The 15,016-nt window shown below is 71.9% G+C and carries 11 protein-coding genes and 1 pseudogene; 8 read left to right on the top strand and 4 right to left on the bottom strand.

Annotation, left to right across the window (positions count from 1 at the left end; translation table 11 throughout):
* Positions 1–208: 208 nt before the first annotated feature.
* Positions 209–1,648: an NADP-dependent phosphogluconate dehydrogenase gene (gene gndA, locus ACZ66S_RS11615; RefSeq protein WP_469901300.1), complete on the bottom strand. Its 1,440-nt coding sequence runs from the start codon at positions 1,646–1,648 to the stop codon at positions 209–211.
* A gap of 266 nt (positions 1,649–1,914) precedes the next feature.
* On the opposite strand from gndA, the gene ACZ66S_RS11620 reads away from it, so the two are divergent.
* Positions 1,915–3,042: a transglycosylase family protein gene (locus ACZ66S_RS11620; protein ID WP_469901301.1), complete on the top strand. Its 1,128-nt coding sequence runs from the start codon at positions 1,915–1,917 to the stop codon at positions 3,040–3,042.
* Here ACZ66S_RS11620 and ACZ66S_RS11625 read toward each other — a convergent pair.
* A complete protein-coding gene (locus tag ACZ66S_RS11625) occupies positions 3,032–4,162 on the bottom strand; it encodes a DMT family transporter (protein ID WP_469901302.1) in 1,131 nt (376 codons plus the stop codon). The genes ACZ66S_RS11620 and ACZ66S_RS11625 overlap by 11 nt on opposite strands.
* Positions 4,163–4,372: 210 nt before the next feature.
* Between ACZ66S_RS11625 and ACZ66S_RS11630 the strand changes: the two genes are divergently transcribed.
* Genes ACZ66S_RS11630 through glgC form a run of 3 tightly spaced genes read left to right on the top strand, consistent with a single transcriptional unit; the run spans position 4,373 to position 7,578 of the window.
* On the top strand, positions 4,373–5,116 hold the full coding sequence (locus ACZ66S_RS11630; RefSeq protein ID WP_469901303.1) for a (2Fe-2S)-binding protein: 744 nt from the start codon (positions 4,373–4,375) through the stop codon (positions 5,114–5,116).
* Between the two features lie 39 nt (positions 5,117–5,155).
* Positions 5,156–6,310, top strand: a complete 1,155-nt coding sequence (gene glgA, locus ACZ66S_RS11635; RefSeq protein WP_469901304.1) for a glycogen synthase — start codon at positions 5,156–5,158, stop codon at positions 6,308–6,310.
* A 47-nt stretch (positions 6,311–6,357) separates the two neighbouring features.
* The gene (gene glgC, locus ACZ66S_RS11640; RefSeq protein WP_469901305.1) at positions 6,358–7,578 is read left to right on the top strand and encodes a glucose-1-phosphate adenylyltransferase; all 1,221 of its coding nucleotides are present in this window, start codon (positions 6,358–6,360) and stop codon (positions 7,576–7,578) included.
* Here the strand turns inward: glgC and ACZ66S_RS11645 are convergent.
* A complete protein-coding gene (locus tag ACZ66S_RS11645; RefSeq protein ID WP_469901306.1) occupies positions 7,575–7,973 on the bottom strand; it encodes a cupin domain-containing protein in 399 nt (132 codons plus the stop codon). The two genes, glgC and ACZ66S_RS11645, sit on opposite strands and share 4 nt — an antisense overlap.
* 149 nt (positions 7,974–8,122) lie before the next feature.
* Between ACZ66S_RS11645 and ACZ66S_RS11650 the strand changes: the two genes are divergently transcribed.
* From ACZ66S_RS11650 to ACZ66S_RS11665, 4 genes are all read left to right on the top strand, one after another.
* The gene (locus tag ACZ66S_RS11650; protein ID WP_469901307.1) at positions 8,123–10,738 is read left to right on the top strand and encodes a PA14 domain-containing protein; all 2,616 of its coding nucleotides are present in this window, start codon (positions 8,123–8,125) and stop codon (positions 10,736–10,738) included.
* 159 nt (positions 10,739–10,897) lie between these two features.
* A complete protein-coding gene (locus ACZ66S_RS11655) occupies positions 10,898–12,226 on the top strand; it encodes a wax ester/triacylglycerol synthase family O-acyltransferase (protein ID WP_469901308.1) in 1,329 nt (442 codons plus the stop codon).
* A gap of 102 nt (positions 12,227–12,328) precedes the next feature.
* Positions 12,329–13,849 (top strand): SDR family NAD(P)-dependent oxidoreductase, encoded by a 1,521-nt coding sequence (locus ACZ66S_RS11660; RefSeq protein WP_469901309.1) that lies wholly within the window; start codon positions 12,329–12,331, stop codon positions 13,847–13,849.
* Positions 13,850–13,939: 90 nt separating this feature from the next.
* On the top strand, positions 13,940–14,170 hold the full coding sequence (locus ACZ66S_RS11665) for a hypothetical protein (protein ID WP_469901310.1): 231 nt from the start codon (positions 13,940–13,942) through the stop codon (positions 14,168–14,170).
* 5 nt (positions 14,171–14,175) lie between these two features.
* Here ACZ66S_RS11665 and ACZ66S_RS11670 read toward each other — a convergent pair.
* A pseudogene (locus tag ACZ66S_RS11670) lies at positions 14,176–15,005 on the bottom strand (SDR family oxidoreductase).
* Between the last annotated feature and the right edge of the window lie 11 nt (positions 15,006–15,016).

Genomic DNA, 15,016 nt, shown 5'->3' on the forward strand with positions numbered 1-15,016 from the left:
GACCCCGACTCCGGGCCCCGGTCCCGGTCCGGCGCCCGATCCGGTCCCGCCGGGCCCCGGCCCCGGGCCCGATCCGTCGCCGTCCCCGGTGCCGCCGGGACCCGAGCCGGTGCCGAACCCGGAGCCCGGGCCGCCGCTCAGTTGACGGCAGGTGACACAGGGAAGGAGGGCCACCGGACGGTGGCCCTCCTTCAGGTCGGGGCGACGCTCAGCCCGTCACCTCGGACCGGTCCCCGCCCCACAGCGTGTGGAACGAGCCGTCCCGGTCCGTGCGCCGGTACGTGTGCGCCCCGAAGAAGTCCCGCTGCCCCTGCGTGAGGGCGGCCGGCAGCCGCTCGGCGCGCAGCGCGTCGTAGTAGGCCAGCGCCGCCGCGAAGCCCGGCGTCGGCACACCCTGGCGCGTCGCCGCGACGATGACCTCGCGCCAGTCGTCCTGCGCGTCGGCGATCTCCTGGGCGAAGGTGTCGTCGGAGAGCAGGCTGGGCAGGTCCGCGCGGGTGTCGTAGGCGGAGCGGATGCGGTCCAGGAAGGCCGCGCGGATGATGCAGCCACCGCGCCAGATAGCCGAGACGGCACCCAGGTCGATGTCCCAGTCGTACTCCTCACGGGCGGCCGCGATCTCGTGGAAGCCCTGCGTGTACGACACGATCTTCGAGGCGTACAGCGCCTGCTCGACCCGGTCCGCGAAGGCTCCCGCCTCCGACTCCGACAGCGGCGTCGCCTTGGGCCCGGCGAGCCCGCGGGACGCCTCCCGCAGCTCGGCGTGGCCGGACAGCGAGCGGGCGAAGACCGCCTCCGCGATGCCCGAGACCGGGACGCCCAGGTCGAGGGCGATCTGCACGGTCCAGCGGCCGGTGCCCTTCTGCTCCGCCTGGTCCACCACCACGTCCACGAACGGCTTGCCCGTCTCCGCGTCCACGTGGGAGAGCACCTCGGCCGTGATCTCGATCAGGTACGAGTCCAGGCGGCCGGTGTTCCAGGTGCGGAAGATGTCGGCGATCTGCGCGGGGGAGTACCCGGCCACGTCCCGCAGCAACTGGTAGGCCTCACCGATGAGCTGCATGTCGGCGTACTCGATGCCGTTGTGGACCATCTTCACGAAGTGTCCGGCCCCGTCGGGACCCACGTGCGTCACGCACGGAGCGCCGTCCTTCGCCTTCGCGGAGATCTTCTCCAGCATCGGGCCGAGCGAGTCGTACGACTCGCTCGGGCCGCCCGGCATGATGCTCGGGCCGTTGAGCGCGCCCTCCTCGCCGCCGGAGACGCCCATGCCGACGAAGTGGATGCCCTGCTCGCGCAGTTCGCGTTCCCGGCGCCGGGTGTCCGCGAAGTGCGCGTTGCCACCGTCGATGATCATGTCGCCGGGCTCCAGCAGCGGCGCGAACTCCTGGATCACCGCGTCGGTCGGCTCACCGGCCTTCACCATGATGACCAGCCGGCGCGGCCGCTCCAGGGCCGCCACGAACTCCTTGGCGGTCTCGGCCGCGATGAAGTCGCCCTCGCCGCCGAACTCCTCGACCAGAGCGTGCGTGCGCGACGCGGTCCGGTTGTGCAGGGCGACCGTATAGCCGTTGCGGGCGAAGTTACGGGCGAGGTTGCGGCCCATGACCGCGAGGCCCGTGACACCGATCTGCGCTGTGTTGCTCATACCGCCTGCTCCCAAAAGATCCCGTGGATCGCGTAGGTCGTCTATCGCTGCCGGTCGTGCTTGTCAGTATCGTCCACCGGTCATCCTGGCCTGTCGGGGGACTGTCCGCACACCAGGGATACGGTTCGGGCGCCTCGTTGTGTTCAGCCGGACCCGCCCGTCCGGCGCACGCCCCCACGCGGCTGGATGCCGTCTTGTCATGGCCTGTTCGCGGCGCTTACTTTTGCCCCTCCTGGCGCATGACGCTTGTCTAGGGGGAGGCCTCCATGGCCGTACGCGGCCGGCACCGCCGGTATCAGCCGAACAGGATCAACCGGGCCTCGCTCACCGTCACCGCGGGCGGTGTCGGCATCGCGGTCCCGCTCATCGGCACCGGCACCGCGCACGCCGCCGACGTGGACACCTGGAACAAGGTCGCCGCGTGCGAGTCCAGCAACAACTGGAGCATCAACACCGGCAACGGCTACTACGGCGGGCTCCAGTTCACCCAGTCCACGTGGGAGGCGTACGGCGGCACCCGGTACGCGGCGCGCGCGGATCTGGCCACCAGGGACCAGCAGATCGCGGTCGCGGAGAAGGTCCTGGACGGACAGGGGCCGGGCGCCTGGCCGGCCTGCTCCGTGCGGGCCGGACTGACACGCGGCGGCGCCGACCCGGACGTCGGGCCGCTCACGACGAGGACCGCCTCCGTACGGGACGTCCAGCCGCAGACCACCCCGCAGTCGCGGGCCGGGTCCGCCGAGATGTACACCGTGGTCCGGGGCGACTCGCTCTCCGGGATCGCCGACGCGCACAAGGTGCGGGGCGGCTGGCGGGGGCTGTACTCCGCCAACCGCGGGACCGTCGGCGCCGATCCCGACCTGATCCTGCCCGGCCAGCGGCTGAAGCTGCGGGCCGGTGCCGCCACGCCCACCACCACCGGGCACACCTCGACCTCGACGCGGAAGACGTCCTCCGACACCGCGAAGAAGACCGAGAAGGCCGCGGAGACCGGACTGGTCGCCCCCGTGAACGCCTCCCTCGGCACGCCGTACCACAAGCAGGGCTCGGCCTGGTCGAAGGGCTACCACACCGGTGTCGACTTCGCGGTGCCCACCGGGACCTCCGTGAAGGCGGTCGCGGCCGGCAAGGTCGTCACCTCGGGCTGGGGCGGCTCCTTCGGCTACCAGGTGGTCATCCGGCACGCCGACGGCCGCTACACGCAGTACGCCCACCTGTCGGCGATCTCCGTGAAGGCCGGGCAGAGCGTGGGCCCGGGCCAGCGCATCGGCCGGTCGGGCTCCACGGGCAACAGCACGGGCCCGCATCTGCACTTCGAGGTGCGGACGGGGCCCGGCTTCGGCAGCGACATCGACCCGGTGGCGTACCTCCGGGCCGGCGGCATCAGGATTTGACCCGCGTCCGGTGCCGGTCAAGGACCGGCATCGGGATGTACGCGGCGCCGTAGAACGGGCCGTAGTACGCCGGGGGTTGGCCGCCCGGGTCCGCGAGCTCCTCGGACGGGCCGTCCCCGCGGGCCGGCTCGGGCGTGGCGGGGGCCGGTACGAGCAGTTCCCCGCGCAGGGCGGCGACCTGCTCGACGAGCACGCCCTCGCGCACGAGAGCGTCGGCGGGCTCCTCGGCGGGCGCCGGGACGAACACGTCGACGTCGTCGAGGTCCGCGGCCTCGGCGGGCTCGCCGTGGGTGCGCTGGATGCGCTCCGTCGTCAGCAGGATCAGACCGCCCGCCGCGACCACACCGCAGCTCAGGGCGAGCGCGGTGCCCGTGGTGCCGTAGCGGAAGCTCTCGCCGAACATCGTGATGCCGACCACGGCCGCCACCACCGGGTTCACGACCGTCAGTGTCGCCAGCGGAGCCGCGAGACCGGCGCCGCGGTAGGAGGCCTGCGACAGCATCAGTCCGGCGGTGGCCAGGACACCGATCGTGGCCAGCGAGGGCAGGTCCGCGGCCGACACGCCACCGCTCCAGTCGACGGCGACGGTCTTGGTGAACACCGAGGACATGCCGAACGCGATGCCGGACGCGGTCGCGAGCAGCACGCTGCGCACCACCGGGTGCCGGTGCGCGGCCCGGCCCGCGATCATCAGCGCGACCACCGCGGCGGCCGTCACCAGCGCGGCGAACACCCGCTGGGTCGTGCCGAGGGAGTGCGCGTCGGAGGCTCCCACCAGGGAGAGCAGACCGGCCAGACCGACCGTCGCCATGATCGCGCCCCGCCAGGCGGTGGCCCCGGCCCTGCGGCCGACGAACAGCGCGGCCATCGGCAGCGCGAACACGATCGTCAGGGCGCCCAGCGGCTGGACCAGGCTGAGCGGGCCGTAGGCGAGTGCCACCACGTGCAGGAGTCCGCCCAGGCCGTTCAGCGCGACCGCCGCCCACCAGCTCGGCCGGCGCAGCGGTGCGAACTGCTCGTCCGGGTGCGACTCCGCGACCTGCTCCTGCACGATCGCTCCGCCCGCGTAGGCGACGGCGGAGACGAGGGAGAGGAGCACGGACAACGCGAGGGCACTCATGAGCAGCTCCTCTGCGTGAGGCGGGGGCGTGGTGCCCGGCGCGACGAACGGTCGTCTTCCATGACCAACACGATGCCGGGAAAACTTCTTCCCGTCGTCGTCCCAAAGCAGGCAATGGGTCCTACTGCCGATGGAGTACAGAACGGTCCGTGTCCTCCCCAGGGCGGGTGACACGGGGTGGAGGCCCCCTGGAGGGCACCCCTAAGGGTCTTGGTACTACTGCTGGTCGTGGACCTCGACCCGGAACTCGCGGCGCTGCGACCGCTCGGCGCCTTCTTCGTACTACGGACGATCGGCGGCACCCCCGCCCCAGCGCGACCGGCGCTGCCGACCCTCGCACAAGTCTACGAGAACCAGGGGTCGGATGTTTACGGAAATGCACTGACTTTCCGGGTCCGTAAGGTGGCCGCCGCCCTGCGCGCCCCCGAGCCCCGGATCGCGGCCTCCATCGCCCACCAGGGGCTCGCGGCCCGGCTGTGGTCGGTGGCGCTGGGCTGTGCCGTCCGGTACGGCCGGATCCCCGACCTGGCCCCCCACCGGCTGTACTGGGACCCCGACGCGAGCGCCCCCGACGATCTCCTGCTGGACGAGGTGACCCCGCTCCCGGCCGACGCCGGGACGATCGCCCGCATCGTGCTGCACGGCCATCTCGAACCCCTGGCGGAGCTGCTGCACAGGGATCACCGGACGGCCACCGGACTGCTGTGGGGCAACGCCGGCTCGGCGCTCGTGGGAGCCGCCCGTCAGCTCGGCCGGCACCCGGACCTCGCCCCGCGTGCGCGCGATCTCGTGGCCGAGCTCCTCGCCCATCCCCTGCTCGCGGGGACGCTGGACAGCGCCACGCTCCGCCGCCGGAGCTGCTGTCTGTACTACCGGTTGCCGGGAGGTGGCATCTGCGGTGACTGTTGCTTCACACGAGCCCCGCGCTCTTCCGCGCGCGGCGCATCTGGGTGACCATGAAAGCCGACCAGCCGTCGAGACAGGGGGTTCCGGGTGCGAGTGGGCCTGCTGACCCGGGAGTACCCGCCGGACGTGTACGGCGGCGCGGGTGTCCATGTCGAGTTCCTCGCCCGGGAGTTGAGATCCCTCGTCGACCTGGACGTGCACTGCTGGGGCGAGGGCCGCGCGGACGGCGTGGTCCGGCACCGGCCGTGGTCGGCGCTCGACACCGCCAACGACGCGCTGCGCACCTTCTCCGTGGACCTCTCCATGGCCGCCGGCCTCGAAGGCCGTGACCTGGTCCACTCCCACACCTGGTACGCCAACCTCGCCGGCCATCTCGGCAAGCTGCTGCACGGCATCCCGCACGTGATGACCGCGCACTCCCTGGAGCCCCTGCGCCCCTGGAAGGCCGAGCAGCTCGGCGGCGGGTACGCGCTGTCCGGCTGGGCCGAGCGCACCGCGATCGAGTCCGCCGACGCGGTGATCGCGGTGTCGGGGGCCATGCGCGAGGACATCCTCGGCTGCTACCCGGCGCTGGATCCGGCCAAGGTCCACATCGTGCACAACGGCATCGACACCACCCTCTACCGGCCCGACCACGGCACCGAGGTGCTGGACCGGATCGGCCTGGACCGTGACCGCCCGTTCGTGCTGTTCGTCGGCCGCATCACCCGTCAGAAGGGTGTCCCGCACCTGCTGCGGGCGGTCCGGGACATCGACCCGGCCGCGCAGGTCGTGCTGTGCGCGGGCGCCCCGGACACCCCGGAGATCGACCGGGAGTTCCGCGAGCTCTTCGAGGAGCTGAGCCGGGTCCGCGAGGGCGTGCACTGGATCCCGCAGATGCTGCCGCGGCCCGAGGTGATCCAGCTCCTCACCCACGCGACGGTCTTCGTCTGCCCCTCGGTGTACGAACCCCTCGGAATCGTCAACCTGGAGGCGATGGCCTGCGGCACCCCCGTGGTGGCCTCGCGGGTCGGCGGCATCCCCGAGGTCGTGGACGACGGCCGGACCGGACTCCTCGTGACGGTGGACGACACGTTCGAGACGGCCCTCGCGCGGGCACTCGACTCCGTGATCGGCGATCCGGCGACGGCACGGCGGATGGGCGAGGCAGGACGGGAACGTGCGGTGCGCGAGTTCGGCTGGGACGCCGTCGCGCGGCGCACGGTCCGGCTCTACGAGGAGATCGTCAAACAGGCGTACTAGGCCCCGCACAAGGGCAGGCATGGGGCAACCAGGTGAGGGGAGCGGCCATGCGTCGTGGCGGACCTTCGGTCCTCGGCATCGTACTCGCGGGTGGAGAAGGCAAACGCCTGATGCCCCTGACCACGGACCGCGCCAAGCCGGCGGTCACCTTCGGAGGCACGTACCGGCTGGTCGACTTCGTCCTGTCCAACCTCGTCAACGCCGACATCCTGCGCATCTGCGTGCTCACGCAGTACAAATCGCACTCGCTGGACCGGCACATCACGACCACCTGGCGGATGTCGAGCCTGCTCGGCAACTACATCACGCCGGTGCCCGCCCAGCAGCGCCTCGGACCGCGCTGGTACCTGGGCAGCGCGGACGCGATCCTGCAGTCCCTGAACCTGATCTACGACGAGCGCCCCGAGTACGTCGCGGTGTTCGGCGCCGACCACGTGTACCGCATGGACCCGCGGCAGATGCTCGCCCAGCACATCGAGTCCGGCGCGGGCGTCACGGTGGCCGGGATCCGGGTCCCGCGCGCCGAGTCCCCGTCGTTCGGGGTGATCTCCCCGGCCTCGGACGGCCTCACGGTGGAGCGCTTCCTGGAGAAGCCCGCCGACCCGCCCGGCCTCGCGGACGACCCGGGGTGCGTGTTCGCCTCGATGGGCAACTACATCTTCACCACCAAGGCGCTGATCGAGGCGCTCCAGCGGGACTCCGAGGACGAGGACTCCGTGCACGACATGGGCGGTTCGATCCTCCCGCAGCTCACCGACCGCGGCGAGGCCCAGCTCTACGACTTCAGTGCCAACCACGTCCCCGGCGAGACCACCCGGGACCGCGGCTACTGGCGGGACGTGGGAACCCTGGACGCCTACTACGACGCCCACATGGACCTGATCGCCGAGCGCCCCGCCTTCAACCTCTACAACCGGCAGTGGCCCATCTACACCCACTCCGGCCAGCTCTCCCCGGCCCGCTTCAACGCCGGGGGCATCGCGAGCGAGTCCATCATCAGCGCGGGCTGCCTCATCCGCGGCCAGGTCACCCGTTCCGTGCTCTCACCCGGCGTCCTGGTCGACCCGGGGGCCGTCGTCCAGGGCTCGGTCCTGCACGACAACGTCAAGATCGGCCGGGGCGCGGTGGTCCGCGGCGCCGTCCTCGACAAGAACGTCGAGGTCCCGCCGGGCGCCACGATCGGCGTGAACCCGGAGCGGGACGCGGAGCTGTACACGGTGTCCAAGGACGGCGTGATCGCGCTCGGGAAGGGGCAGCTCGTGTCCTAGGCGCCGGCCGGACCGGCCCCGCCGCGCAGGGACTGTACGTTCTTCATGATCACCTCGCTGGTCCGGCGCAGCTCGTCCGAGGGGCTGATCTGGACGTACTCGCTGCCCGGCTCGGTGTGCACGGGCACATGGCCCGCGGGGGCGTAGAACGCGTCGCCCTCGTGGTACACCTCGTCGTGGTCCGCGTAGTGGAAGGTGATCTCGCCCCGGAAGACGTAGCCCCAGTGCGGGCACTGGCAGCGGTCGTCGGGCAGGCCCTTGAGCAGGGGCCGGTGGTCGATGTCCTCGCGGAAGGTCAGGAAGTCGACCGTGTACTCGCCGAACACCTCGGCGCGGTCGACGACCGCCCCGTAGTCGCCGCCCTGGGTGGCCGTGTCGCGGGAAACCTTGGGCATCTCCGTCGCCTTCTTCCGGCTGGGAGGGTTGTTGCGTCCATTGTCCGCGTGCGGCCCCGCCACGGCATACGGAGCCAGGCTTGTCATGTCCCTGGACGGAAACCGGAATCCGTGTTGTCATGCCAACTCCTGCCCATGACAACGTTGTTATGGAGGCTCTCTTGCACAGCAGGCACCTCACCCGCCTCAGAGGCCGGCTGGCGTTACTGTTCGCCGTGCTCCTCGGGCTCGCCGGTCTGACCGCTGCACCGGCCCTGGCCGACGACCCCGTCGAGGCCCACGGCCTCAAGGGCGAGTACTGGACCCAGTCCGCCCCCGGCGCCTTCGACTTCCACGAGCTGAAGGCGACCACCTTCGACCCGAACATCGACTTCGACAACCTGGAACCCCGGCTCGCCGCCGCCACCGGCCGCGCGGACGACGTCAGCGTCCGCTGGACCGGCAGGCTCGTCCCGACGGCGTCCGGCCCGCACACCTTCTCCGTCACCGGCGACAACGGCTTCCGCCTGTGGCTGGGCGGACAGCTCCTCATCGACCACTGGGTCGACGACTGGGACCGCGAACAGACCGCGCAGCCCGTCGAGTTGACCGCCGGACAGTCCTACGACATCAAGGTCGAGTACTTCGAGCACTACGGCGGCTCCAACCTCCACCTCCGCTGGCTGCGGCCCGGTGGCGCCAAGGAAGCCGTCCCGCAGTCCGCGTTCCGGCTCCCCGAGGGCTACGACTACGACGGCCCGGTCGCGACCACGGTCCTCGGCACCGGCCGCACCCTCAGGCTCGACTTCGCCCAGCCGCTCGCCGCACCCCCGGCCGGTCTCACCGACCACCTCCAGGCGGTGATCGGCGGCGCCAAGTGGCCGCTGGGGACGGTGAAACAGGACCCGCAGGACCCCCGTGTGCTTCTGGTCGACCTCGCCGAACCCGTCGTGGGCAACAAGGCCGGCACCGCGCGCGGCACCGCCGACCTGCGCTACGACGGACAAGGCGGGCTCACCAGCGCGGACGGCAACGTTGTCAAGGCGTTCTGGAGCAGCGGCCCCAACCGCTCGACGTACGAGCTGCGCACGCAGTGGGCCGACGAGGTGGGCCCCGGAAACGCCCATCCCGAGTACCCGCGCCCGCAGTTGACCCGTGACCGGTGGCAGAACCTCAACGGCCGCTGGCAGTTCGCCGCCGCCGAGGCGGGCGAACAGCCGCCCGTGGGCCGGAACCTGGCCGAGCGCATCCTCGTCCCGTACCCGGTCGAGTCCCAGCTCTCCGGTCTGGAACGGCACGAGGACCGCATGTGGTACCGCCGCACCTTCACCGTCCCGGCCGACTGGCACATCGGCTCCGGGCAGCGCCTCCGGCTCAACTTCGGCGCCGTCGACTGGCGTTCCGAGGTGTACGTCAACGGGACCAGGGTCGCCGAACACACCGGCGGCTACGACAAGTTCAGCGCCGACGTCACCGACGCGCTGAAGCCCGGCCGCACCCAGGAACTGATCGTCGGCGTGTACGACCCCACCGACGCGGCCGACGGTGAGAACCCGCCCCTCGGCAAGCAGCGCCTCGACCCGAGCGGCATCTGGTACACGCCGTCCTCCGGCATCTGGCAGACCGTCTGGATGGAGCCCGTCGCCCGCGACCACGTCGACTCGCTCAAGCTGACCCCCGACGTCCCCACCGGCCGGCTGACGGTCGAGGCGCAGGGCGTCCGCGACGGCGTACCGGTCACGGCGACGGCGTACGAAGGGAAGCGGAAGGTCGCCACGGCCCGCGGCCGCACCGGCGGACCGCTGACCCTGACCCTCGACAACCCGCGCCTGTGGTCGCCCGACGACCCGTTCCTGTACGACCTGAAGGTGACCGTCGGCGCCGACCGCGTCGGCAGCTACTTCGGGATGCGCTCCATCGCCGTCGAGAACGTGAACGGCACCCCGCGCACGCTCCTCAACGGTGCGCCGGTCTTCATGATGGCCACCCTCGACCAGGGCTTCTGGCCGGACGGCCTGCACACGGCCCCCACCGACGAGGCTCTCGCCTTCGACCTGAAGGCGCACAAGCAGCTCGGCTTCAACGCCGTCCGCAAGCACATCAAGGTCGAGCCCGACCGCTGGTTCTACTGGGCCGACCGGCTGGGCCTCATGGTCTGGCAGGACATGCCCGCCATGACCGCGGGAGTGAACCCGAGCCCGGCCGCCCGCGCCGAGTACGAGCGCGAGATGAAACAGATGATCGACGAACACATCAGCAGTCCGTCGATCGTCATGTGGGTGACCTTCAACGAGGGCTGGGGGCAGTACGACGTCGGCCGGATCGCCGAGCAGGCCAAGGCCTGGGACCCGACCCGCCTGGTCAACAACCAGTCGGGGCTCAACCTCGGCGCCGACGGGAACGCCGGCGACATCATGGACGAGCACGGCTATCCCAGCCCCGCCCTGCCACCCCACCCGGACGGCCGACGTGCCCTGGTCAGCGGTGAGTACGGCGGCCTCGGCCTGGCGGTGCCCGGACACGCCTGGTCGGTCCAGCAGTCGTACGTCGACGTCGATCCGGCGACGTACACCGACGACTACCTGGCCAAGCTCGACGAGGTGCGAGCCCTGGCCTGCCGCGGCGGCAACGGCGCCGTGTACACCCAGATCTCGGACGTCGAGGGGGAGCTGAACGGGCTGCTCACCTACGACCGCGCGGTCCTGAAACCGGACGTCGAGCGGGTCAGGGCCGCGCAGCAGGCCCTCATCCGTGACGCGTCCCGGGCGACCCCGGCAGGGTGCTGATCACCCTCCGATGAGCCCATCCGCACCAGGTGTCCCGCCCCTTTCACCGGGGGCGGGACTTAATCTGCTGTTAACTGAGCGTAGCTTGATCGTACTTGACCGTAATCGCCGGAGGGCGATTGACTGCTCGTCCACCCGTTGTCGACGCGAGGCAAGGCATTGACTTCCGACCTGCTGGCCCCTCTCGACCTGGCGTTCTGGAACATGGAATCCGCCGAGCACCCGATGCACCTGGGAGCGCTCGGCGTCTTCACGGCGCACTCGCCCACCGCCGGCGCCCACGCGGCCGACCTGCTCGCGGGCCGCGCGGCCGCCGTTCCCGGCCTGCGGATGCGGATCCGGGACGTGTGGCCGCTCGGCTTCCCGTACGCCTTCGGGGGAGCCGCCCGCGTCCCCGACCCCGACTTCGACCCGCTCCGGCACGTCCTGCTGCACGCGCCGACCGCGGACTTCCACGCCGAGGCCGGCCGGCTCATGCAGCGGTCGCTGGACCGCGAACGGCCGCCCTGGGAGGCGCACGTGCTGCCGGGGGAGGACGGGGTCTCCTTCGCCGTGCTCTTCAAGTTCCACCACGCCCTGGCCGACGGACTGCGCGCCCTGACGCTCGCCGCCGCCGTCCTGGACCCGATGGACCTGCCCACCCGCGGGCCGCGCCCCGAGGAGCCCGCGAAGAAGCTGCTCCCGGACGTGCGCAGGCTCTCCGAGCTCGTCCGGGGGGCCGCCTCCGACCTGGGCCGCGCCCTCGACATCGGCGCCTCGGTCGCCCTGTCCTCCCTGGGCGCGCAGCCCTGCGCCGCCCTCACCTCCGAGCCGAGCGGCACCCGCCGCACCGCCGGGATCGTCGTCGACCTCGACGACGTGCACCGGGTCCGCAAGAGCCGCGGCGGCACCGTCAACGACGTCCTGATCGCGGTCGTCGCGGGCGCCCTGCGCCGCTGGCTGGACGAGCGCGGCGACGGCAGCGAGGGCGTGGCCCCCCGCGCCCTGATCCCCGTCTCCAGGCGCCGTCCGCGCACCGCGCACCCCCAGGGCAACCGGCTCTCCGGCTACCTGGTGCGCCTGCCGGTCGACGACCCGGACCCGCTGGGCCGCCTCGACACGGTCCGCTCGGCCATGAACCGCAACAAGGACGCCGGGCCCAACCGGGGCGCGGGCGCGGTCGCGCTGCTCGCCGACCACGTCCCGGCCCTCGGCCACCGTCTCGGCGGGCCGCTGGCCGGTCAGGGCGCCCGGCTGTGGTTCGACATCCTCGTCACCAGCGTCCCGCTGCCCGGCATCGGTCTGAAGCTCGGCGGCAACCCGGTCACCGAGGTCTACCCCTTCGCCCCGCTCGCCCGCGGCCAGTCCCTCGCGGTCGCCATCTCGACGTACCGCGGACAGGTCCACTACGGCCTCGTCGCCGACGCGGAAGCGGTGCCTGACCTGGACCTGCTGGCCGGTGCGCTGACCGAGGAGGTGGCGGACCTGCTGGTCGCCTGCGGTTCTTGATCGTTTCCGGTTTCTGGTGGGGCCCGGCGCTGAAGTAAAATTCCGCGTTCGACCAGCGGACGCGGCCACAGCCGCACGGGTGACCAGGGAAACGGCAGCGCGATGACGGTGACAGAGGACGGCTCGGCCACGACCACGGACGAGGTCGTGCGCGAACCCGGTGACGAGGGCGTCTTCGGCCCCGGCATCGACCCGGAGCGGCTGGCCGTCTGCCTCGGCGTGCTCGACGAGCTCGACAGGCTGGAGGTCGACCACCCCGACGCGATCGCCGTGCGCCGCGCCACCGCCGGGATCTACCGCACCGTGAAGCAGCGCCGCCGGCAGGAGCGCCGGGCCGCCAAGACCGCCCACGACAAGGCGGTCACGGAGGCCACGGCGACCGGTTCGGCCCAGCGCATCGACGACGAGACCGAGGGCATCCTGCCGTCGTCGCGCACCGAGGAGGGCAGGGTCGCGGGGATACTCCAGCGCCCGCGCTCCTGCTACACCTGCAAGACCCGGTACGTCGAGGTCGACTACTTCTACCACCAGCTCTGTCCGGACTGCGCCCGCCTCAACCGCGACAAGCGCGACGCCCGCGCCGACCTCACCGGCAAGCGCGCCCTGCTCACCGGCGGCCGCGCCAAGATCGGCATGTACATCGCACTCAGGCTGCTGCGCGACGGCGCGCACACCACGATCACCACCCGGTTCCCGAAGGACGCCATCCGCCGCTTCAAGGCCATGGACGACTCCGCGGACTGGCTGCACCGCCTGGAGGTCGTCGGCATCGACCTGCGCGACCCGGCGCAGACCGTGGCCCTCGCCGAGCAGGTCGCCGAGGCGGGCCCGCTCGACATCCTCGTCAACAACGCGACCCAGACCGTACGCCGGCTGCCCTCCGCCTACGCCGCCCTGGTCGACGGCGAGAGCGCCCCGCTGCCCGCCGGTGAACTCCCCGCCCACCACGTCATCGGCGCCTTCGGCTCCGGCGCGGTCGACGGACTCGCCTCCCTGCCCGCCGGGATCTCCGGTCTCGACGCCCAGCAGGTCGCCGACCTCGCCCTGGTCGCGGGCAACGCCAGCGTGGCCCGGCATCTCGACGGCACCGCCATCGACGCGGGCGGCCTGGTCCCCGACGTCGTCGACAGCAACACCTGGGTCCAGACCATCGAGCAGATCTCCCCGGTGGAGCTCCTGGAGACCCAGCTCTGCAACTACACATCGCCGTTCATCCTGATCAGCGCCCTGCGCACGGCCATGGCCGACGCGGCGAAGAAGGCGAGCAGCGGACGTGCCTACGTCGTGAACGTCTCCGCGATGGAGGGCGTCTTCGGCCGCGGCTACAAGGGCGCGGGGCATCCCAACACCAACGCCGCCAAGGCCGCCATGAACATGGTCACCCGGACCAGCGCCCAGGAGATGTTCCAGACCGACGGCATCCTCATGACCTCGGTCGACACCGGCTGGATCACCGACGAGCGCCCCCACTTCGACAAGCTCCGCCTCGCCGAGGAGGGCTTCCACGCCCCCCTGGACCTGGTCGACGGCGCGGCCCGCGTCTACGACCCGATCGTGCGCGGCGAGGACGGCGAGGACGTGTACGGCGTCTTCCTGAAGGACTACGCGCCCGGCAAGTGGTGAGCCGACGGTCCTGACCACCGGCGTCGGCCCGCGTGTGGGCCGCCGCCGGTGGGGAACCCGTGCCGCGAGAGTTCACCGCCAGGAGTTGTCATGGCACGTCCACACAGCATCGATCCGCGCGCCTTCCTCGATCCGCGCAACCACTACCCGACCGACGAGGAGTTCTACGCGAGCGACCGTCCGGTCCACCGCGAGCTCCCCGAGGACCGGCCCCGGGGCGGTGCCTCCGACCCGATCAGGCACCCGTGGAGCTGGGGCATGATCGCGTTCGTCGTCTTCGCCGGCCTGATCGTCCTCATGGGCATCGCGCTGTTCCCGTGACGCCGTCATGAGTCCGGCGGGGCGTACGACCGCAGCCGCTCATGGGCGGCGTACCCGCCCGGGTGCGCCGCCCGTACCCGCGTGCCCCCGTCCACCAGCAGATCCGCCCCGGTGATCCTCCCCCACGCTCGAACTGCGCTCGCGCGGGGGCACCCCCATGGCCGCGTCGGACGCGAGCCGGACCACCGCCCGCGCGATGTCCGCGGGCTCGCCGACGCGGCCGAGCGGCAGCCCGACAGGCCCCTTCTCCCCTACGAACCTGGCCATCTCCGTGCGGACGAGACCGGGCGAGACGGAGTTGACCCGCACCCTCGGCGCGAGCTCGCCCGCCAACTGGCCCGTGAGGTGGAGGAGCGCCCGCTTGCTGGTGCCGTAGGCCCCGACGTGCGGGCCGACGTGCCCCGCGCCCTCCGTGCAGACGTTGACCACCGACCCGCCGTGCTCCCGCATCCATCCCCGCCACGCCGCCTGCACCAGCCGCAGCGGTGCCTCGACATCGACGCCGAAGGCCTCGCGCCAGGCCAGGGGATCCCCGTCCATGAGGGGGCCGTACGGCTGATTCGTCGCCGCGTTGTCGACCAGGACGTCGAGGCGGCCGAACTCCCGCAGCACGAGGTCCACCAGGGCGCGCGGATGCGCCGGGTCGGCGACGCTGCCCGCGAGGCCGATGCCGCCGAGTTCGGCAGCGGTCCGCCTTACGTCGTCCGGGTCCCTGGCCGTGACGCACACCAGCGCGCCGGCGTCGGCCAGTTGCCGGGCGACCTCGCGCCCGATCCCGCGGGTGCCGCCGGTCACGAGGGGCGGCCCTGCCACGCAGTCCGTACCAGGACGTCATCGCCGTACCGT

Source organism: Streptomyces sp. NPDC107471, from assembly GCF_055582845.1.

Coding starts and splice junctions, on each gene's coding strand:
- gndA (WP_469901300.1), bottom strand. CDS start 1,648: ATGAGCAACACAGCGCAGATCGGTGTCACGGGCCTCGCGGTCATGGGC.
- ACZ66S_RS11620 (WP_469901301.1), top strand. CDS start 1,915: ATGGCCGTACGCGGCCGGCACCGCCGGTATCAGCCGAACAGGATCAAC.
- ACZ66S_RS11625 (WP_469901302.1), bottom strand. CDS start 4,162: ATGAGTGCCCTCGCGTTGTCCGTGCTCCTCTCCCTCGTCTCCGCCGTC.
- glgC (WP_469901305.1), top strand. CDS start 6,358: ATGCGTCGTGGCGGACCTTCGGTCCTCGGCATCGTACTCGCGGGTGGA.
- ACZ66S_RS11645 (WP_469901306.1), bottom strand. CDS start 7,973: ATGCCCAAGGTTTCCCGCGACACGGCCACCCAGGGCGGCGACTACGGG.
- ACZ66S_RS11650 (WP_469901307.1), top strand. CDS start 8,123: ATGGAGGCTCTCTTGCACAGCAGGCACCTCACCCGCCTCAGAGGCCGG.
- ACZ66S_RS11660 (WP_469901309.1), top strand. CDS start 12,329: ATGACGGTGACAGAGGACGGCTCGGCCACGACCACGGACGAGGTCGTG.
- ACZ66S_RS11665 (WP_469901310.1), top strand. CDS start 13,940: ATGGCACGTCCACACAGCATCGATCCGCGCGCCTTCCTCGATCCGCGC.